Genomic DNA, 17,874 nt, shown 5'->3' on the forward strand with positions numbered 1-17,874 from the left:
TGCGCCCTGGCGCAGCAAGACAAGCCGCAGAGGCCAGGAAAAGGAGCGACAGTCGCCCCCGTCATCAATACCGATGCCTCGCGATTCTACCACCGGTCGGCCCCTCTCGCCCCTGACGGCGGGCGCATTGTGTATCAAGCCCCGCCCGCTGCTATCGGTCCGTCAAATGGCAACGGTCGATGCGCTCAAGGCGAATTCGCCAGAGTTCGTGGTCATGCGGCAGCTCGCGATGCGATTTCGAGGCATCCTTCGTAGCCGTAACATCGACGCGCTTGGTCGATGGCTCAAGGATGCACACGAGTGCCGAATATACGAGATGCAGCGCTTCGCCCGAATGTTGCAAAGCGATTTGGACGCGGTGACGAACGCGCTCACGCTCCCCTGGAGCAACGGCCAGACAGAGGGCCAGATCAGCCGACTGAAGACCCTGAAGCGCTCCATGTATGGCCGCGCGGGAGTGGAATTGTTGCGAGCTCGGGTTCTTCCGTTCTGAGTGCGTTGCCTGCACCGAGAACCAGGCAGGACCCGATTCAGTGGCAAATGGTCGGCAAATTTGCTGGTCAGCACCATCGCCAGCAGTTCGGCTTTCAATCGGCGCGCAAAAGGGGTGCTGTTTTACGCTTGATGTAATGAGATGATTGCATGACATTGGGCTCAGCGAGGAAATCGATACCATGATAAGGATACCGTCAAGCGTCTCTCTTAGAGTGGATCGCACTGGCGCGTTTAATTTTTGATAACCTCCCCCAGGTGGGGGATGCGGACGCACGCTCTTAGGCGCTTAGTGAGTGTCCGGAACTCGATCAAGCCTTCGAAGCATAACCAAGGAAAATGTCCGGCTCGCAGATCAAGAAAAGGAGAGTCGAGCATGGATCTATGGGGAGTTTCTCAACTAATCGGGGCCGACTACCCCGGCGCGTCGTCCACGCGCATACAATTTTCGCGATCAACCGTATCTCGGCTGATACTGGGTCATGAGCTAACCATAGAATAAGGTGGCCGGCAGATGGACGTTGTGGTGACCGTTGGCGGTGCGACATATACATTTGATTTCTTGACGATTGACGCCGCCGCCGCCGCGAGCGGCATTGCCAACGCAATCAATGCCGAAGGTGGAGTAAACACCGACGTTGTCAGCGCGGATGGGACCACCTTCCTCGGCTCGACCTATGATTCCATTGTCATTGATGCTCTTGGGGCAGCAACGGTCGTAGCCGCCAGTTCGGTCAGTGTCATCGGCGGCAGCAACGGCATTGCCTTCTACGGGGCAGCCGGTAGCACGGACAACATTGCCTTTGCCGGTGGCGCCAACACCATAAATGCCGGCACCGGCTCCACCTATAACATTGCAACAGGCAACGGGAACGATCTCATCTCCGCTTCTGGCAGCGGCTCGGTCGACGCTGGCGCCGGTTCAAATACGATCTTGGCAAGCGGTGCTGGGTCTCAAGAAATCACCTCTTATGGCGTCGGCGATCTGATCGCGCTCGGATCCGGAAACACCACAGTCGCTTCAGGCGGGACCGGAGCCATCATTTTTGGGGGCTCCGGCGCTGACGTCATGGCCGACACCGGGACGGCTGACACTGTTGTGGCCGGCACAGGAGCCATGACGATATTTGGCGGTTCGCAGGGCGTCTATCTCCTGTCGTCCTCCCAGAGCGATTTTGTTGTAGCAGGCACACAGCCCACGTCGTCCGATACGATCGTCGGTGCCGCCGGTGGCGCTGAAACCGTGTTTGGCGGAACCTCGGACCTCGTCTTTGCAGAGAATTCCTCGCTGCTTTACGTCGCGAGCCAAGGCAGTGCCGCTACTATTTCTGGTGGCACTTCGGGCAACGCAACTGTCTTTGGTGCAGCGGGAGCAAATATTGATTTTTATGGTGGGTCGGGAGAGCCGGAAGCAACTCTCGTACAAGGTAGCGGAGCGGAAACGATAAGTGCCGCGACCTCGCAGGCGAGCGTCGTTTTTGCTGGAGCGCCAGGCAATGCATTGCTCATCGGCGGCACAGCCCCGGACACGTTCATTTTTTCGAGCGGCGGCGGCACGGATGATACAATCGAGAACGCCACGGAAGCGGATGTCTTTGCGCTTCAAAACTATGGCAGCAACGAAGTGTCCAATGACCTTGCCCATGCGACCTATTCCAACGGCAACGCCACGATCACGACAAGTGACGGATCCGCGTTCACCTTCATTGACGTGACATCGCTGACCCAGACGTCAGCCGACACCTTCAGTGTGGCCTGTTTCTCTCGCGGCACTCGGATCGCGACCAGCCGCGGCGAAATCGCAGTCGAGGCGCTGACATTGGACGATCAGGTGCTTACGGTAGACTCAGGGCCCAGCGCAATCCGCTGGATCGGCTATCGCGATATCGACCTCACGCGCCATGCCGCCCCTGACCACGTGCGACCCATACGCGTGCGGACAGGCGCTTTCGGCCAAGGTCGTCCACGACGTGACCTGATGCTGTCGCCCGACCATGCCATCTTCGTTGAAGGTGTGCTCATCCCGGTCAAATACCTTGTCAACGATATCACTATCCGGCAGATGGAGGCAGAGACGGTCACATACTTCCACATCGAGTTGGAGCGTCACGAGATCGTCCTGGCCGAAGGCCTTCCGTGTGAGAGCTACCTCGACACCGGCGACAGAGCGGCCTTCGCCGGCGGAGTCACAATGGAGATCCACGCCGTATGGGGATCAGAAGCCCGCGACGTTGCGCTGATCATGGACGCTCTAGGGTATGCGCCAATGCGGGTGGCAGGTCCGGAGGTCGAACTCGTCAAAGCACAACTCGCGTCTCGCTGTCATTCGGAGGAACAGGCATCGGCTGCGGCGTAAGACTAACGCTGTTCAAATCGGATGGCATGACGACCAGTTCGGGCGGCTGGCAACGGCCTCATTCACCCATTCCAACGCCCTTACACTCCTTCCCGCCTCGCGATCGAGTGGCCTCCGACAGACCCGTCCCAATTCGGGCAAGTGCCCTAATCCTACCCAAAAGGCACGCTAAGCATGTCTTAGAGTGCCCGGGAACTGCTAAGCCATTGAATTATAGACGCGAACAAGAACGCTTTCTGTCTCCTGTATGCTCGATTACTCCACATCTCACGCGACCGCGATGCCGGCCGGCTTTTCCCAGGTCGCTTGTTTGGCAAAAAACCGCATCGGACGTGAGCGGGCTTCTGGCCGCCTGATCGACCAGGATTTTTCCGCTCCCTCGCGTATCCGATCAGCTACCGCCAGCTCGAGGAAATGATGGCAGAGCACGGCGTCGAGGTGGACCATGCCACACTCAATCGCTGGGTGGTCAAGTATGTTCCTCTGTTGGATCGGGAGTTCCGGCCGCGCAAGCACCCGGTGGGTCCAAGTTGGCGAATGGACGAGACCTATGTCCGAGTCAAAGGCGCGTGGATGTACCGAGCCGTTGATAAGGCCGGAGCCACGGTAGATTTCCTTCTGACTGCGAAGCGAGATCGCAAAGCCGCCCTGCGGTTCTTGCGCAAGACGATCAAGGGGAGTGGCACGCCTCAGAAGATCACGATCGACAAGAGCGGCGCCAACACGGCTGCGATTGTGAGCCACAACGCTAAATTCGGGGCGGCAATTGAGATCCGTCAGATCAAATACCTCAACAACATCGTCGAACAAGATCATCGAGCCATCAAACGACTGGCGCGACCAATGCTCGGTTTCAAATCCTTCCAGTCAGCGGCGGTGACGCTTGCCGGCATTGAGCTCATGCATATGCTTCGGAAAGGCCAGTTGCGCACGACAGGCAACCTGTGTCCGGCGCAGCAATTCTATTCTCTGGCAGGATAAACCCAGAGCGTACCCCGCCCTCGCGTGTCAATTCCGGAAATTTGCGACAGAACCGTTTCGCATGGTCACTGCGGCAAATAGCGTCGCATGATCTTCCCAGATCGGGTGCGGGGCAGGCTGTCCAGGAACACGACGCGCCGAAACCCCGCGAAACCACCAATCTGCGCGCGCACTGCGGCCACGAGTTCCGCACGGAGATCGGTCACCGGGCTGTCTCCGACGCGCCGGACGATAAAGCCGACTGGAACCTGCCCCCGCGCTGCATCGGCCCGGCCCGCAACCGCGCATTCCGCAACCTCGGGGTGCGCCGCCAACACCTCCTCAATCCGCCCGGCGGCGATGCGCCGGCCCGCAACCTTCAGCACATCATCGGTGCGTGACATGACATGCACCTCGCCACGCGCGTCAGTCATTCCCTGGTCGAAGGTTCGGTAATAGCCAGGAAACCGCGCCAGGTAGGTGGCCTGCATGCGCGCCTCCGCCTGCCACAGCGTGGTAAGGCAGCCCGGCGGAAGCGGCAGTTTTATGGCGAGTTCGCCCTCTGTCCCCGGCGGCAGAACCCCGCCGGTCTCGCCCAACACTACAAGGTCGAAGCCGATCGCGGCGCGACCCGCCGGCGTGTTCAGGCCGCGCAGCGACCCGGCGATGGCCGAGCCGGTTTCGGTTTGCCACCAGTGATCGCAGATCGGCACGCCGGCCGCGCCAGCCGCCCAGGTGAGCGTCGCCTTATCCGCCCGCTCACCTGCCACGAAAACCGCAAGCAGGGCGGACAGATCGCAGCTACGCCCATGCGCGCCCTCGGGGTCTTCAGACCGCATCGCCCGCAACGCACTCGGCGAGGTAAACAGCAAGTTTACACCGTGGCGCGCGCACAGTCGCCACAGCGCTCCGGCATCCGGCGTGCCTGTCGCGCCGCCCTCATACAGTACGGTCGTGCAGCCGGTGAGCAGCGGCGCATAGACGGCATAGGAATGGCCGACCACCCAGCCGAGATCCGCTGTGCAGCAAAAGACCGCGCCTGGCTCGATGTCATAGACATGCCGCATCGATCGGCGCAGCGCGACGGCGTGGCCGCCATGGTCCCGCACCACGCCCTTCGGGTTGCCCGTGGTGCCGGAGGTGTGGAGGATGTAGAGCGGATTTGTCGCCGCGACCGGCACCGGCGCTATGGCCACTGACCGCGCCTCAACCTCGGCAAAGTCATGCACCCGCCCCGGGAGCGCCATCATCCGGCCACCGGGCCGCTGGAACACGATTGTCGCATCCGGCCGATGCGCTGCGATGCCCAGGGCCTCCGCCATCGCGGGCAGCAGCGATATCGCCCGCACACCCGTATAACCGCAGGTGGTAGTCACCACGACGCGGGGTGACGTGTCGTCGATCCGGGTGGCGAGTTCCGGCGCCGGGAATCCCGCGAAAACGAAGACATGCACGGCGCCCAGGCGCGCGGCGGCGAGCATGGCAATCACCGACTCCGGCACTGGCGGCATGCAGATCAGCACGCGGTCCCCCTGCTCCACGCCCAGCGCGCGCAACCCGCCCGCGAAGCGCGCCACGCGCTCGGTCAGCGCCGCATAGGTGAAGTGCTGCGTCCCCCCCGTGACCGGGCTTTCCCAAATCAGCGCCATCCGGTCGCCATCGCCCGCTACGACGTGGCGGTCGAGCGCATTGGCGCAGATGTTCAGCCGCCCATCCGGGAACCAGTCGGCAAGGCCGTCCGGCCTAAGCCGAAACGCGGTCTCGGGCGGCGTCTCCCAATCGATATCCTGTGCGGCGTCCAACCAATAGGCGGCCCTATCGGCCCGCCAGGCCGCAACCTCGGCGGTATAGAGGTTAGGCATGGACGGCCACGCGGTCCGCGATACGCTCGGCGAGGTAGCCCGCGTCGCGCGACACGCCGGAGAAGCGACCGGAGCCCCAACTGTGCAGCCAGGGCAGGCCGAGGAAATAAAGGCCCGGCGTGCCGGTGACGCCGCGATAATGGCCGGGCATGCCGCGCCCGTCGAAGACCGGCACCTCGATCCAGCGGAAGTCGGCACGGAAGCCGATGCACCACACGATGCCGGTGATGCCCGCCGCCTTGAGGTCAAGGCTTCGTGCCTCCTCACTCGGCGTCCAGACCGGCTGATACGGCGCTTCCTCGGGCGCGCTCATACCACTCTTGGCGATAAAGCCGTCGACGCCGCGCTTGATGCTTTCTGAGACGGCGTCTGCGGAATCGAGATTCCGCGTCAGCCCTTCGCGAATCAGCAGCCGTCCGTCCTCATAGCCGTCGGCGCGGCCATAGAGGTGCATCCCCTCCAGCGCGCGCAGTCGCAGATCGATATCCCGACCGCCGTCACGCCCCGTCACGTAATGGTTGGTATTGTCGCGCACCCCTTCCTTGAGGGGGTGGTTCTCCACGGGCATGTCGTAATAGCTCATGAGATCCAGCCAAGCGACGACATCCCGGCCGCGATAGCGCCGCGCAACGCGCGGAGCCTCCCCGACGCACAGATGGACCTTCCGGCCGGCGATATGGAGATCCTCGGCGATCTGGCAGCCGGATTGGCCGGTACCCACCACCAGTACCGCGCCTTCTGGCATCTGCGATGGCCGAAGATAATCGGCGGAATGAACCTGCCCGATGCTGGGGTCGATGGCATAGGAGAAGCCTGGGCGGATGGGGTCGTGGTAGCCGCCGGTTGCCACCACGACCTGCGCGGCGGTGATCGGACCTGCATCCGTCTCCAGCGCGAAGCCGCCCTTCACCGGGCTCAACCGTCGCACGGAAACGCCGGCATGCACCGGTGGATCGAAGGATGCGGCGAAAGCTTCGATATAGCGCACAATATCATCTCGCCTCATGAAGCCCTCGGGGTCATTGCCGGCATAGGGGAAGCCCGGGAGTTGGCATTGCCAGTTCGGAGTGACGAGGCAGAAACTGTCCCAACGCTGCGCCCGCCAGGCGTGACCGATCGCAGATCGTTCCAGAAGGACATGATCGATTCCGGCCTGACGCAGATACCAGCTCATGGAAAGCCCGGCCTGGCCGCCGCCGATGATTGCAACGGGGATCTCCGCTGGCAGTCGTGCCGCAGCGATCGCGTTCAATGGGAGCCTCCATCCAAACGACGAAAGCCTGTGACTGTCACTCGGGACGCCGGGTCGAAGGCCAGTGCCCGCTGTTCCATGGCGGCGAGCGTTCCCAGCGCGCGGCTGCAGGGAAAGCCGTATTTCGCCTCCACCCGTGCGCTGGCCGTGGTCATCGCCGCGCGGGTCCGCTCCAGTAAATCTGCGAGAGGATAGGTTTCACCCGGCGTCAGATGATCTTCCACGACGAGGGAGGGCGAGTAGCAGGCACTTTCCGCGCCATCGGGCCAGCGCAGGCCGAATTCCATTTCAGGCATGGGTCAGGGTTTCCACATCGGCATAGGCAGGAAGATGAGCGGCCGCGACATCGCGCCAGGTGAAGCGGGCGGCGGTGCGCGGACCGGAGCTTTGCAACCGGTCCGCGATCTTGGGCCGAAGAGACTCCGCCATGGCGGTGGCGATGGAGGCGACGTCGGTCGGATCGGCCCAGAGGCATTCGTGCGGCCGGAAATGCTCGTTGAAAGGCGCGATGTCGGAGACTATGACGGGGCGACCGCAGGCCATCGCCTCGATCGCGACAAGGCCGAAGCCTTCGGCGACAGACGGTGACACGACCGCATCAACGCGCCGGTACAGCGCCGGCATATCCTCATCTGCGATCACGCCCAGACGATGAACGGCCGCGTTGCCGGCACAGAGCGCGTCGAAGGCCGCGCGGGTGGCACCATGATCCAGCAAGGTCGCGCCACCGGCAATCAGCAGCCGGGCGGTTGGATGCTGATCTTGCAAACTCAGGAAGGCGCGGAGGATGGACAGGCTGTTCTTGCGCGCCTCGATCCCGCCCATCGCCAGGAACAAGGGCCCTCGTGGCAGCGCCAATCGCGCGTCACCCGCTTCGGGGGCGGGTGTGAAGCGAGGGGTATCGACGCCATTGCCGACGAGCACGGTTACACGACCGGTTATGGCGGCAATGCGATCGCCCCAGATACGGCTGACACAAAACAGCCGCTCTGCCGCGCGCATGCCCCGGTCCTGCCAGGCCGCCAGACGCGGATCGGCGAAGTCATCTAGGTGATGCACCGTGCGCAGGAATGGCCGCGCGAGACGATCGAGCGCATTGGCGCTGATCGGGTCCTGCGCATGGAAGATGTCGTAGCGCGCATTGCATAGGAAATCGGCGATCTCTTCGATGCGCTGCGCCACCATGGCGGCTGTCCCGCTCACCGGCACGGCGGGGATCAACCGATAATCGCAGCGGGGTATGCGAAAGAAGGTCTGGCCGGGCAGCGCGGGGGCGAGCAGCGTCACATCCTCACCCATGTCGCACAGTGCTTCGGCCAGTTGCATGGCATGAACCACTCCGCCGCGCGGATTGGTGGAATGGGTAAGGACGGCGATGCGGCGGTTCATAACGTGCCGCAGCCGGTCAGTGGCGTCTCCGCCAGATCCCAGAAAGTCTCGACGCTACCGTCATGCCGCAGATCGACGCGGGTGCCGGCCTCGCATCTGCCGATGACGGCGCAGGCGATGCCGCGGGCCGAAAAGATCGCCGTGACTGCCGGCGCATCGGCCTCGGTCGCCGTCAACAGAAAGCCGTAGCTCGGGAAGCTGGTCAGCCAGCGCTGCAGGTCCACGCCATCCGGGCGGGGCACAGCGTCGACATCGATGATCAGGCCGATGGCGGAGCACTCGGCCAGCATCAGCGCTGTGCCGACGAGCCCGGCCATGGAGATGTCCTTAGCCGCGCGGCTGAGCCCGGCCTCCGCGATCTCCGCGAGCAGATCGAGATCTGCCCGTAGCCTGCCAGAATCGACTTGGGTGGAGGCGGAGTCCCAATAGGGATAGGGCTCGTGGTAGGCGCCGCGCAGGTCGATGGCAGCCAGCAGCACCTGCCCCGGCTTCGCGTCGAAACTAGTGAGCAGGCGGGATGCACGGCCGAGGATGGCGACCGAAAGCTGCTCCCCTGCGCTGCGAGTATTGGTATGGCCACCGATGACCGGAATGCCGTAGGCGGCAGCGGCAGCGGCCAAGCCCTCCAGCACCGGGGTTGCGTGATCCTGGTCGCGGCTCCAGATCGCATCCACGACGGCGATGGGTCGCCCGCCCATGCTGGCGATGTCGCTGGCATTGACCATGACGCCGCACCAGCCGGCGAACCAGGGCTCCGCCGCCACTAAGTCGGTCACGAATCCCTCGATGGCGAGCAACAGCCAGCCGTCCCTGTCCGGGATCGCGGCGCAGTCGTCGCCCAGGCGAATGCCAGCCGGCGACAGACCGAGTTTCCGCACAACGGCTGCGATGTCGGTCTTGTGGGCGAGGCCCCGCTGCGCGCGCAAGGCCGACGTAAGGGATTGCGTCAACATCACGCAGCCCGCTCTATCATTGGCCGCGCCACGGCTTGGCGGCCGATCAGGCTGGTGGTGTCGCGACCATGCGGCAGGTAATGCGCGAGGTCGACGCGCATGACGTGATGCGCCCGGCCATGCAGATCAACCTCCCGCAGGCTCTCCCAATGCAGCCGGCGGAACAGGGACAGATTCTGCACCTGGACATGGGCCAGGAAGGTGCGGCAGCCGCGCTCGTTCGCCGTGCAGACGGCCATGCGGATGAGTTCAGCGCCCAATCGGCCGACGCGGCGATGCGCCTCATCCACGCCCAGGCGCGACCCCCACCACAGCCCCGGCTCCGCCTCATGGATGCGCACGACGCCCACCACTTCCTGCGGCGCAGCGGCAATGCAGGTCACGGCAACAATCGTCGTTGCAACTTCATCGATCGCATCAGCGTCGTCATCCGCGAAGATGCCCTGTTCAGCGCAGAAGATTTGTCGCCGCAGCCGATGATGCCCAGCGCGCTCCCAGGCCTCGGAGGCGAGCCGGATGCGATACTCTCCGGGGATGAAGGTGCGGATCGGCGCATCATACAACAGCATGCGTCAGCCCTCGTAGGAGGAGAGCGAGGAGCACGCGCCGCATTTCGTGCAGCCGGCTTTCACCTCGGTCGACCGCAATCCGGCCGCGGTCAGCATCCGGCCGAGCGGCGCCAGCACCGACCGCATGAAGTCAGGCGTCGGCGGCGCGTGGTGTTCGAGCGGCGTGCCCGTGATCGGCACGAATGGCACCACAAAGGGATAGACGCCGAGCGCCACGAGTTGCTCGCACAAGGCCAGGATCTCGGCAGCGGTATCGCCGAGGCCCGCAAGCAGATAGGTGCTGACCTGCCCACGCCCGAAGACCGGCACCGCCTGTGCAAAAGCCTCCAGATACCGATCGACCGATACGGTCGCCTTTCCCGGCATGATGCGCGCCCGTACTGCCTGGGTCGCGGCTTCCAGATGCATGCCCAGGGTATCGACGCCGGCATCGCGCATACGCCCATACCAGGCGTGATCGCGCGGCGGTTCGCACTGGCCCTGAATGGCGAGATCGACAGCGTCTTTGATGGCGACCGCACTGTCGCACAGCAACGCGGCACCGCGATCGATCACGTTCGGCGTGCCCGTAGTCATGACCATATGCTTGACGTCGTCGAGCAGTACGGCCGCGCGGGCGACCTCGGCCAGTTGCGCGGGCGTCTTATGGGCGATGGTGCGCCCGGCTTCCAGGGACTGGCCGATCGCGCAGAACTGGCAGGCGGTGTGGCGATCAGTATAGCGGATGCATGTCTGCATGACCGTTGTGGCCAGCACATCAGCGCCATGCAGCACGGCGATCTTCCAGTATGGGAGACCGTCAAGCGTTTGCAGGCCGTAGAAGCGCGGCTGCTTGGGGAAGGTGATGCGGCCGACGGTCGCACCATCCCGCAACAGGATGCTGCCGCCGGTCACATCCGGCAGCGCCGCCTCGAACGGTGAGGTGCGGGCCGTACCGGTATAGATCGGCACCATCACCGTCTGCCCGGCGATGGTGATGGCCTTGTGGTCTGAAGGCCCGGCCCCACCCCGGCGCCCGGAGGCACCGGTATCGGGATCAGCCAGTCGCAGCCCAAGGGATTGCAGATCCGTGATCAGGCTCCGGCTGCTCGGCGGCATGTAGGTCACGTCTGTGTTGGTCTGCATCCGCGTCGCTCCGGTTGGGGGCTCGGGTCATGGGCGTTTCGGCTGCATCGCGCAGCACCAGGCTGAGCAGTTCCGGCCGTGCGTAATGGCCGACGCTGTCCATCATCCGTTTGCGCTTGGTGATGAGCGACATATCGAGATCGGCGATGACGACGCCTTCGCCCTCGCGCAGTGGCGTCGCCAGGTGCACGCCCTCCGGCGAAATGATGGCAGTGTTGCTGCCGCCGCGCAGCGCGCGCTGCATGGCCGGATCGAGTGTGATCGATTGGATCTGTGATTCCGTCAGCCAGCCGGTGGCGTTGACCACGAAACAACCGCTTTCCAGCGCATGGTGCCGGATCGTGACCTCGATCTGATCGGCGAAAATCGGACCTACCATTGAGCCCGGAAACTGACCTGCATGAATTTCCTCGTGCTGCGCCATAAGGGCGTAGCGCGCGAGAGGATTATAATGCTCCCAGCAGGCCAGCGCGCCGATACGGCCGACGGCACTCTCCACCACCTTTAATCCGCTGCCATCGCCCTGGCCCCAGATCATGCGTTCATGGAACGTCGGCGTGATCTTCCGCCGCTTGAGCAACATCGCGCCGTCCACGTCAAAGATGATCTGCGTGTTGTACAGCGAGCCATGGTCACGCTCATTGACACCGAGCACGATGACCATGCCGTGCTGTCGCGCGGCATCGGCCACCGCATCCGTCGCCGGCCCCGGCACCGTCGGTGCATTCTCATAGAGGCGCATATGCTCGCGCCCCATGGAGACCGCCGGTAGCACGAAGGAGAAATACGGATAGTAGGGCACAAAGGTTTCAGGAAAGACCAGGAAGCGCACGCCTTCGCGTGCCGCCTCCCCTATTGCGCGCAGAACCTTCTCCACGGTACCGTCCGCGTTCTCCAATACCGGAGAGAGCTGAGCCGCCGCCGCTCGGATGGTCCTGTGCATCGTCCTGGGCCTCAGACCGTCCAGGAATCGATGACGAAGGCGTTGTCGCGCTTGTGCAGCAACATGCAGTCCAGCACGTCCAACGGGCTGATCGGGCGAATGCCGGGAATCAGCGATCCCTCACCATGGCCGTAAAGCGCCTGGAGCGAGAATCGGCAGGCGAAGACCTTGCCGCCCTCCTCCATGAACTTCTTGATCTGGTTATTGAAGTTCTGGTGGCCGGGGAACGCATCATCGCCCAGGCGGGGAAAGCCGCGCAGCACGCCGAGCGTCACGCCGGGCCCATAGAGAAGAACTGTCGTCTCGAAGCCCTTGCGCTGCAGGCGCGTAGCCTGGAGCAGGTTGACCAGGCCGATAGAACCCTCGAAGGCGACCGTATGAAATGACACCAGGGCCTTCTGGCCGGGTTCCGCCTTTACGTCCTCGAAGACCTTCTCCTCATAGTCGACGAGGTGGTCTCCGATCTCGTGTCTTAGCTTTTCGACCTTGGGCATCTCGCGCGTCCTTCTCGCTGTGCGGCGTTCAGGAAGCAGCGGTCAGGGCGGCCTCGCAATCGGGACAATGCAGCCCGATTGATCGTCATAAAATCCGTACAATAACAGACAAGATTTATGAGATGCCGACAATATCATGGACAAGGATGGTCGCGATGCCTGGGGTGGTCGGATCCTGAGCGGTAGCCGACTAAGACAGCATCGTGTTGATCAAAATTTAAGCGGATTTTTACGGATGGCTGTTAGACATTTGGCATCACGTTTCCGTGACGGGTTCTAGACAATATCTGCATAAATTTGCGGCACCGGCCGCCGGATGGCACCTGCCACCGCGTTCAGTGCCGTGGCGAGTGCGTCGCGATCCTCGGCGGCGCCAAGGGCGATGCGGACATGCCCTAGGCCCGGCTGGGCACCTTCGACGGTAAAGGCACTCTCAGGCACCAACGCCAGGCCTTGGCGGCGGGCATAGGCGGCAAATTCCGCAGAATCCCAATGCGGCGGCAGGGGCAACCACAGATGCAGCCCCTCGGGATGAGCCTGCGCTTGCTCTTCGGTCAAGATCGACGCCGCGAGCGCTTGCCGGACCACAGCTTCCCGACGGATCGCCAGGAAGAGGGCCTCGGCCTCTCCACTCCTGATCCAGCCTGTGACAAGGGTGATCAAAAGCGCGGAGCCCGTCTGCACGGTGCCGCGCAACGCCGCCGTCAGCCGGTCGACCTGGGTGCCGCTCGGCACCACAAGATAAGCAACCCGCAGACCGGGGGACAGCGTTTTGGCGAGGGTAGCGAGGTGAAAGACTATGTCGGGGCCGAAGGTCGCCAGCGCCGGAAGGCATGCGGTTGGGAACAGCCCGTAGGCGTCATCTTCCAAGATCGGCACGGCATGGGCGCGCGCGATCTCAACCACGGCCTGCCGCCGCGCGACGGACATTGTAGCGGTCGTCGGGTTCTGGATTGTAGGGGTACAGACAATCAGCCGCGGCCGGCTCTCATGGCAGACGCGGTCGAGGTCCTCAGGCAGCATCCCTTCTTCGTCCATCGCCACGCCGACCAGCGTGATCCCGAGTTGCGCGGCCATCGCCCGTAGGCCGGGATAGGCGAAGCGCTCGGTCGCCACCACATCTCCCGCGCGGGCGAGCGAGGTCAGCACCACCAGCATGCCGCTCTGCGCGCCAGGGCAGATCAGCAGCCGCTGCGGATCGACGCGGCCCATGGTGCGGGCCAGCCATTGCGCCCCAGCCTCGCGGTCCTCCGCGCTGCCGGTATCCCAGTGATAGGTCATCAGCGCCGCCAGATTCTGGCGCCGCAGCATGCGCGCCAGCCCCTCCTGCAGCATGACGCGCAGGGACGGATCCGCCGGTAGCGGCGGCAGGTTCATCGTCATGTCGATGAGCGGGTGGGTCCGGTTGCGCTGCCGCAGCTGCGGCGCGTCCGTCCGCACGAAAGTGCCCCGACCCACCGTCGCGGTCAGCAATCCCTGACGATGCGCCGCCGCATAGCCGCGCGTCACGGTCGCCAGATCAACCCCGAGATGGCCCGCGACGGAGCGATGTGTCGGAAGCCGGTCGCCCGGAAGCAAATGACCGTCCCGGACAGCATCCGCGATGGCGGCAGCGAGTTCACGGTAGATCGGTCCAGTGCGGCCGCTCAGGTTGGGGAGCCATCGCGGCGATGGATCAGCGGAAGTCGTTCGTCTCGCCGCCATCTGGGCTCCCATCGAGGTGCTAGCCTGAAAAAATTCTCTTACAAGACCGCGGCAAGATGCAGGCCAGCCGAGTAACGGAGTGGAAATCGTCGCTCTCTGCGAGCAATCCTATTGTGCATAAGTCCTGCTCGCCAAAAGCTTGAGTGACCGATGACCTGCCTGCCAGCAACGCTACCACCATGTCGTCTTTTGTAGTCCGTAATATAGTCCCATCAGGGTTATGAGGGATCCTGTGTAGAGCACTGCAACAGACATCGTGGACCGAATTGCAGTGCCGCTCGTTGGCAGGATCGTCGCCTGCAGGCGGGTTGGCCCATGCATGACAATGACGAGAAAGATCGCAATGATGGGTAGATGGCCGAAGGCATCCAACTTGCCGAATTCTGGGATAGCTGAAATAAATATCAGCATGAAGAGAAGCGCGCCAGGCCGAAGAAGAGTGCGTCCGACAACAAGATAGAAGGCCAGGCTGAACTCGACGAAACCCGCTGTAAGGGTGACGAAGGAAGACGGAAACCCCAAGGTGATATCGGGATGAACGGCAAGGACGATGTCGGTCCATCCGGGGTAGAGGAACTTCTCGATCGCCGTCCACATGAGGCTGAACCCGAGCGTCCCCGTCAGAAGGGGGACTCTCCAAAGTCTGTTCCGTCGGATCCACTCGAAGTCTGGTGAGCTCAAGATGAGGTAATTCGCGAGCCCGAGGAAAAAGACGTAGTCCACCATGTGGAACAGGCCGTAGCGCGAGACCCCGATGCAATAGAGGACAATCAAACCAAGTCCCGCAAGGGGACATGTCCGCCGAAGAATCAACATCGCCACCACGGAAAGTTGTACTATTGAAACTAAGGCATCTCGATCAAAGAGATCCGGCGTCAAAATCGCACCATCTCCTGTTTTCGCCCATGGAACAACGGCCATTGAACTCCAGAGGCTCAGCGCGTATCCGCCGACACCAAGCCGAATGACGAGTTCCTCGATGATTTCGAGTTGCGCACTATGGCCAGGTAAACGGGGCCATTGTCTGAGGACGATCGCGTCTAGTAGAGATCCTGCGGACACAAGGGCGAGAAAGGTAACGCCCCGGCCGAAGAAAGCGGCGGATAATACGGTGTGTAGGGGAAGCGGAGGAACCCTCAGATCAAGGGCGCCGCAAAACCATTTAACGTGTGCATTCGCATGGTTGGGAAATATGACGAGGGCGGGGAACAACAAGAACAAGATAAAGGCGAAGTGCGGCTTTCGGTGCATCAGGCCGCCCTTATTGCTTCACAATTCCTTTACGGCTGGGTTGAGAACGCGGATGCATTCGGTACCTCCAGCAAATTTTTTAAGTGCTCAAGGTGGTTCTATTGTAAGTGCTGGCGGAAGACGCGCCAACCTGTATCCGGCCCGATGTCGGCGATCTCAAGCTACTATTTGAAAGAGGTCTGCAACGAATCCGGTCTGCGCCTGCCTGTTACGACCGCCGATGTTGTGGACCTGTCCCTTTCGGATCATCGCCACTGCTTCGTAGCTGGCCAGCGTTCGTCGGGCGGTCGGCAGACTTCCGAAGCCGAGCCCAGGCCTCACCAGCCGCTTTATTAGTCGATGATCTTGCTCGACAATATTGTTGGGGTATTTGCATTGTCGCAGCCGCGCGAAGTGCCACAACTCGCGTCTACGCTTCATCTCTGCGGTGGCACGCGGGTAGGCCAGGTTCTTGTCGACGATGATCGTGCGCGGATTGCCGGTATGAACCCGCGCCAATGCTTTGTGTATGGAACGCTTTCCGGGCTCGCGGCAAAGCCTCGTGCAACCGCGCATGAATGAAGAACGCCGTCGCCTCAGGCTGCTGTCAGTTTCTCTAACTAGGTGTCAGGTTGTGAGACGTCATTGGGATGGAGTATCATGGGCTGTAGCCTACTACGCCCCCTGGTTTGGCGCCTGTGACCGGAGTGCTCGCTGATGCTCCAGATTCATCCGCAAGCCCGCACGACACCCGCTGTTCGAGCTGATATTGCTCGCTCGTCTGAATCAACAGGCGTCCTGGCTCGTCGTTATGGCGTGAGTGACGAGACAATACGCAAATGGCGCAAGCGAGGCGCGGATGACTGCCGCGACCGGACGAGCCGTCCCCGGCAGTTGATGTGGAAAGCTACGGAAGAAGAGCGCGCGATCGTCTGCCATCTGCGGCGAGGAACAGAATTTGGTCTCGACGACCTAACCTTCGTGGTGCGGCACTTTCTGCCGCATCTCAATCGCGACAGCGTTTGGCGCATCCTCAAGGATGCGGGTCTCAATCGCCTGCCGTCAAAGGAGCGCGCGCAGCCAGCCCGCGGTGAAGGGAAATTCAGGGATTATGACCTGGGTTACGTCCATATCGACATAAAACACTTGCCGAAGCTGAGAACTGCTGATGGAGAGACGCGCAAGCGCTATCTCTACGTCGCTATCGACCGCTGTTCCCGCTACGTTCATCTGGCAATCTATGATGCCGAGAATGCCGAAAACGCTATTGATTTCCTCACGGCCGTGAAATCTGCCTTTCCTTTCCGGGTGACCCACGTGCTGACCGATCGCGGCTCTTGTTTCACCGCCGATGCCTTCGAAAAGGCCTGCCAAGACAAAGGTGTGGACCGCCGCCGGACACGCGCCTACTCGCCACAAACGAACGGCATGGTCGAACGCTTCAATGGGCGCATCGCGGCCGAGGTTCTTCCAATCAATGTCGCCAACCATGCTGATCTTGAGAAACTCCTGAAGGGGTTCAACCAAGCGTACAATCAGCGTCGGCAGCGCGTTCTCGAAGGGCTGTCACCAGCGTCAAAAGTCGACGAACGATTGAGACAAAAACCGCGCCTCAGAAACCGGCAATGCACGTCGGCAGCGGACGAAAGCATCATGAGTGAGGTCGACGATATCATGGTCTACGCCAATGACGTCTCACAACCTGACAACTAGCACTACTTTGGCAGATTTTTAGTGTCGGGATAGACGAGGGCCTTCTCGCAGTGGGGGCATCGCCTGGGTGGAGGTCGCGCGAAGAGGTCAAGGATAGCTTGCCTGATGGCCGGCATGCTCGGTTGTGGCGGTGGCCCCCCGCTTCTTTTTTTTCCGTCCCGCTGCCTTGAGACGGCGGGATTGGAGGAAGGCGTAGGCGATCATAGTCATCAATGCGTGTCGGTGTAATCCAATCCAGGATCTTCCCTCAAAGTGGTCGAGGCCCAGCTCTTCCTTGAGCTGCTGATGCGCCTGCTCGCAAACCCATCTGGCTTTGATCGTGGCGGCAAGGGTTTTGAGGTTCGCATCAACCGGTAAGTTCGAGACGTAGTATTTCTGCTCACCGCTCGGCCGACGTTCGCCAACGAGCCAGACCTCGTCGCCAGGCATGCACTGCATACGATTATCGAGCATGCGATGTTTGTGACCATCTGACACGCGGACACGGCGCGCCGCGAAGAGACATGTCATCCGGCCCTTGGTGCCCCGCCGCCAGCTCACCCTTTGCCATTTCTCTGCGGCTAAGGATACTTCGGCGGCCACTGGCGACTTATCCGGGAGGTGATATTTGCGGGGCTTCCCTCTCCCCGCGACAGGGAAAATCAAATCGACGTTGGCCGGATAAACGTTTTGCCGTCGCGACAGACCCACCGCCCACAGCAGACCGCGGTCGCTCAAGGCCTGGCGGAAAGAGCCACTGGACCCATACCCGGAATCAGCCAGTACACAGCCGAAACGCGCACCGGAGGCAATGACTGTGTTTCGGCATGGAAAAAGGGCTCTGACTCACTTT

16 protein-coding genes and 2 pseudogenes are annotated in these 17,874 nt (G+C 62.2%); 4 read left to right on the top strand and 14 right to left on the bottom strand.

Annotated elements, in window-relative coordinates; genetic code table 11:
• The first annotated feature begins 73 nt into the window (after positions 1-73).
• Positions 74-493, top strand: a complete 420-nt coding sequence (locus QP803_RS22200) for a transposase (protein ID WP_284948153.1) — start codon at positions 74-76, stop codon at positions 491-493.
• 513 nt (positions 494-1,006) lie between these two features.
• Positions 1,007-2,848: a Hint domain-containing protein gene (locus QP803_RS22205; RefSeq protein WP_284948154.1), complete on the top strand. Its 1,842-nt coding sequence runs from the start codon at positions 1,007-1,009 to the stop codon at positions 2,846-2,848.
• Positions 2,849-3,115: 267 nt separating this feature from the next.
• Here the strand turns inward: QP803_RS22205 and QP803_RS22210 are convergent, their stop codons facing one another.
• The gene (locus tag QP803_RS22210) at positions 3,116-3,295 is read right to left on the bottom strand and encodes a hypothetical protein (protein ID WP_284948155.1); all 180 of its coding nucleotides are present in this window, start codon (positions 3,293-3,295) and stop codon (positions 3,116-3,118) included.
• Here QP803_RS22210 and QP803_RS22215 point away from each other — a divergent pair.
• Positions 3,227-3,829: pseudogene (locus tag QP803_RS22215) on the top strand (IS6 family transposase); the annotation flags it as partial. The gene QP803_RS22210 and the pseudogene QP803_RS22215 sit on opposite strands and share 69 nt — an antisense overlap.
• 65 nt (positions 3,830-3,894) lie before the next feature.
• On the opposite strand, the gene QP803_RS22220 reads toward QP803_RS22215, so the two are convergent.
• From QP803_RS22220 to QP803_RS22275, 12 genes are all read right to left on the bottom strand, one after another.
• A complete protein-coding gene (locus QP803_RS22220; protein WP_284948156.1) occupies positions 3,895-5,670 on the bottom strand; it encodes an AMP-binding protein in 1,776 nt (591 codons plus the stop codon).
• The gene (locus tag QP803_RS22225) at positions 5,663-6,922 is read right to left on the bottom strand and encodes an MSMEG_0569 family flavin-dependent oxidoreductase (RefSeq protein ID WP_284948157.1); all 1,260 of its coding nucleotides are present in this window, start codon (positions 6,920-6,922) and stop codon (positions 5,663-5,665) included. Before QP803_RS22225 ends, QP803_RS22220 begins: the two co-directional genes overlap by 8 nt.
• A complete protein-coding gene (locus tag QP803_RS22230) occupies positions 6,919-7,218 on the bottom strand; it encodes an MSMEG_0570 family nitrogen starvation response protein (protein ID WP_284948158.1) in 300 nt (99 codons plus the stop codon). Before QP803_RS22230 ends, QP803_RS22225 begins: the two co-directional genes overlap by 4 nt.
• Positions 7,211-8,311 carry an MSMEG_0565 family glycosyltransferase gene (locus QP803_RS22235; RefSeq protein ID WP_284948159.1) on the bottom strand — a complete coding sequence of 367 codons (1,101 nt, stop codon included), beginning with the start codon at positions 8,309-8,311 and terminating at the stop codon, positions 7,211-7,213. The genes QP803_RS22230 and QP803_RS22235 overlap by 8 nt, the downstream gene beginning before the upstream one ends.
• The gene (locus tag QP803_RS22240) at positions 8,308-9,264 is read right to left on the bottom strand and encodes a sll0787 family AIR synthase-like protein (protein ID WP_284948169.1); all 957 of its coding nucleotides are present in this window, start codon (positions 9,262-9,264) and stop codon (positions 8,308-8,310) included. The genes QP803_RS22235 and QP803_RS22240 overlap by 4 nt, the downstream gene beginning before the upstream one ends.
• Positions 9,264-9,833: an MSMEG_0567/Sll0786 family nitrogen starvation N-acetyltransferase gene (locus QP803_RS22245; protein WP_284948160.1), complete on the bottom strand. Its 570-nt coding sequence runs from the start codon at positions 9,831-9,833 to the stop codon at positions 9,264-9,266. The genes QP803_RS22240 and QP803_RS22245 overlap by 1 nt, the downstream gene beginning before the upstream one ends.
• Before the next feature lie 3 nt (positions 9,834-9,836).
• On the bottom strand, positions 9,837-10,958 hold the full coding sequence (locus QP803_RS22250) for an MSMEG_0568 family radical SAM protein (protein WP_284948161.1): 1,122 nt from the start codon (positions 10,956-10,958) through the stop codon (positions 9,837-9,839).
• The gene (locus tag QP803_RS22255; protein ID WP_284948162.1) at positions 10,870-11,901 is read right to left on the bottom strand and encodes a Nit6803 family nitrilase; all 1,032 of its coding nucleotides are present in this window, start codon (positions 11,899-11,901) and stop codon (positions 10,870-10,872) included. Before QP803_RS22255 ends, QP803_RS22250 begins: the two co-directional genes overlap by 89 nt.
• Before the next feature lie 11 nt (positions 11,902-11,912).
• Positions 11,913-12,395 (bottom strand): MSMEG_0572/Sll0783 family nitrogen starvation response protein, encoded by a 483-nt coding sequence (locus QP803_RS22260; protein WP_284948163.1) that lies wholly within the window; start codon positions 12,393-12,395, stop codon positions 11,913-11,915.
• A gap of 276 nt (positions 12,396-12,671) precedes the next feature.
• Positions 12,672-14,099 (bottom strand): aminotransferase-like domain-containing protein, encoded by a 1,428-nt coding sequence (locus QP803_RS22265; protein WP_284948164.1) that lies wholly within the window; start codon positions 14,097-14,099, stop codon positions 12,672-12,674.
• Between the two features lie 171 nt (positions 14,100-14,270).
• The gene (locus tag QP803_RS22270; protein WP_284948165.1) at positions 14,271-15,350 is read right to left on the bottom strand and encodes a hypothetical protein; all 1,080 of its coding nucleotides are present in this window, start codon (positions 15,348-15,350) and stop codon (positions 14,271-14,273) included.
• A gap of 156 nt (positions 15,351-15,506) precedes the next feature.
• The gene (locus tag QP803_RS22275) at positions 15,507-15,848 is read right to left on the bottom strand and encodes a DDE-type integrase/transposase/recombinase (protein ID WP_284948170.1); all 342 of its coding nucleotides are present in this window, start codon (positions 15,846-15,848) and stop codon (positions 15,507-15,509) included.
• A 198-nt stretch (positions 15,849-16,046) separates the two neighbouring features.
• On the opposite strand from QP803_RS22275, the gene QP803_RS22280 reads away from it, so the two are divergent.
• Complete coding sequence (locus QP803_RS22280) at positions 16,047-17,042, top strand: IS481 family transposase (protein ID WP_284948002.1); 996 nt, start codon at positions 16,047-16,049, stop codon at positions 17,040-17,042.
• Between the two features lie 87 nt (positions 17,043-17,129).
• Here the strand turns inward: QP803_RS22280 and QP803_RS22285 are convergent.
• A pseudogene (locus tag QP803_RS22285) lies at positions 17,130-17,837 on the bottom strand (IS701 family transposase); the annotation flags it as partial.
• Positions 17,838-17,874 lie beyond the last annotated feature (37 nt).

The sequence above is a fragment of the Acidisoma sp. PAMC 29798 genome, from assembly GCF_030252425.1.
GTDB lineage: Bacteria > Pseudomonadota > Alphaproteobacteria > Acetobacterales > Acetobacteraceae > Acidisoma > Acidisoma cladoniae.

Bases quoted from the DNA above. Each gene is read 5' to 3' on its own strand.
- QP803_RS22200 (WP_284948153.1), top strand. From the start codon at position 74: ATGCCTCGCGATTCTACCACCGGTCGGCCCCTCTCGCCCCTGACGGCG.
- QP803_RS22205 (WP_284948154.1), top strand. From the start codon at position 1,007: ATGGACGTTGTGGTGACCGTTGGCGGTGCGACATATACATTTGATTTC.
- QP803_RS22210 (WP_284948155.1), bottom strand. From the start codon at position 3,295: ATGGTCCACCTCGACGCCGTGCTCTGCCATCATTTCCTCGAGCTGGCG.
- QP803_RS22220 (WP_284948156.1), bottom strand. From the start codon at position 5,670: ATGCCTAACCTCTATACCGCCGAGGTTGCGGCCTGGCGGGCCGATAGG.
- QP803_RS22230 (WP_284948158.1), bottom strand. From the start codon at position 7,218: ATGCCTGAAATGGAATTCGGCCTGCGCTGGCCCGATGGCGCGGAAAGT.
- QP803_RS22235 (WP_284948159.1), bottom strand. From the start codon at position 8,311: ATGAACCGCCGCATCGCCGTCCTTACCCATTCCACCAATCCGCGCGGC.
- QP803_RS22240 (WP_284948169.1), bottom strand. From the start codon at position 9,264: ATGTTGACGCAATCCCTTACGTCGGCCTTGCGCGCGCAGCGGGGCCTC.
- QP803_RS22245 (WP_284948160.1), bottom strand. From the start codon at position 9,833: ATGCTGTTGTATGATGCGCCGATCCGCACCTTCATCCCCGGAGAGTAT.
- QP803_RS22250 (WP_284948161.1), bottom strand. From the start codon at position 10,958: ATGCAGACCAACACAGACGTGACCTACATGCCGCCGAGCAGCCGGAGC.
- QP803_RS22255 (WP_284948162.1), bottom strand. From the start codon at position 11,901: ATGCACAGGACCATCCGAGCGGCGGCGGCTCAGCTCTCTCCGGTATTG.
- QP803_RS22260 (WP_284948163.1), bottom strand. From the start codon at position 12,395: ATGCCCAAGGTCGAAAAGCTAAGACACGAGATCGGAGACCACCTCGTC.
- QP803_RS22265 (WP_284948164.1), bottom strand. From the start codon at position 14,099: ATGGCGGCGAGACGAACGACTTCCGCTGATCCATCGCCGCGATGGCTC.
- QP803_RS22270 (WP_284948165.1), bottom strand. From the start codon at position 15,350: ATGCACCGAAAGCCGCACTTCGCCTTTATCTTGTTCTTGTTGTTCCCC.
- QP803_RS22280 (WP_284948002.1), top strand. From the start codon at position 16,047: ATGCTCCAGATTCATCCGCAAGCCCGCACGACACCCGCTGTTCGAGCT.